Here is a 475-nt window from a genome sequence, read left to right as displayed (position 1 = left end):
GGGCCGGGGTGCCCGGAGGGTTCGTTGACCGATGTGGAGGGGCTGCTCGTGGGCCACGCCCAGCGGCTGGGCGAGGGGTGGCTGAGCGGGACGACGGTGGTCCTCGCGCCCCCGGGCGGTGTGGTGGCCGGCGTGGACGTGCGCGGCGGCGGGCCGGGCACCCGGGAGACCGACGCCCTGGAGCCGGGCACCCTGGTGGACCGGATCCACGCGGTCGTGCTCTCCGGGGGCAGCGCCTTCGGGCTGGCCGCGGCCGACGGGGTCACCGGGTGGCTGGCCGAACACGACCGGGGCCATCCGGTGGGTCCCCTGCCCCACCAGGTGGTGCCGGTGGTCCCCGCCGCGGTGTTGTTCGACCTCGGTCGCGGCGGCAGGTGGACGGCCCGGCCGGACGCCGCGCTCGGTCGGGAGGCGGCACGTGCCGCGGCGGCGGGCGGAGAACCGGCCGAGGGAAACGTCGGGGCCGGGGCGGGGG

The 475-nt window shown here is 79.4% G+C and carries 1 protein-coding gene; it reads left to right on the top strand.

Annotated elements, in window-relative coordinates; translation table 11 throughout:
• The coding region (locus FOE67_RS28240) for a P1 family peptidase (protein ID WP_182667625.1) at positions 1 to 475 on the top strand (475 nt) is incomplete at both ends.

Origin of the sequence: Streptomyces calidiresistens, assembly GCF_014141525.1 — a bacterium.
Classification (GTDB): Bacteria; Actinomycetota; Actinomycetes; order Streptomycetales; family Streptomycetaceae; genus Streptomyces; species Streptomyces calidiresistens.
This window is presented reverse-complemented; position numbering and strand designations above follow the sequence as displayed.